1 protein-coding gene is annotated in these 625 nt (G+C 50.7%); it reads left to right on the top strand.

The features are described from left to right. The coding region (locus tag R7190_RS28555) for an ABC transporter permease subunit (RefSeq protein ID WP_318138019.1) at window positions 1–625 on the top strand (625 nt) is incomplete at both ends.

The raw sequence follows: 625 nt of genomic DNA, 5'->3' as shown, positions 1-625 counted from the left end.
TTTCTATCAACATTCGTATCATGGGCAAACCCAATATGGCTCTTTTGGGTGAAGACACCATTCTCACTCCTTTTGAATCGATGGGCGATGCGATGTTTATTCGTCCGTTAGTCGTAGGCGTACTGGTTCTCATCTCTGCCTTTTTGGTGGTGCGATTGCTAAATAGCGATTTCGGCTTGGGCCTTCGAGCGACGGGTGTGAATGGCCGAATGGTGTCTGCGCAAGGCGCAAGCACAGGGTTCTACACCTACTTTTGTTTGGCGCTGTCGAACGGGTTTGTTGGCTTCGCTGGTGCGCTATTTGCGCAAACCAACAGTTTTGCTGACGTAACATCAGGCGTTGGCACCATCGTGGTCGGCTTAGCGGCGGTTATTTTGGGCCAAACACTCATTCCCGGTCGCAAAATTTGGGTTGCCGTTTGCGCCGTTATTTTGGGCTCGGTGTTGTATCGACTAGCCGTCGCTTTTGCGTTGAGTTCTGGTATGTTTGGCCTTCAGGCCTCGGATCTCAACCTCGTGACCGCAGTGTTGGTTGCGGTAGCGCTCATTGCACCTAAGCTCAAGCAAAGTATGAAAGCCAAACAACGCGTAACGACTGCTAAACAAGCGGCATCTAAAAATGGTTC

This window comes from Vibrio sp. 1078-1, from assembly GCF_033340475.1.
The sequence above is the reverse complement of the archived record's forward strand: the minus strand, read 5'-3'. Positions and strand labels throughout refer to the sequence as shown.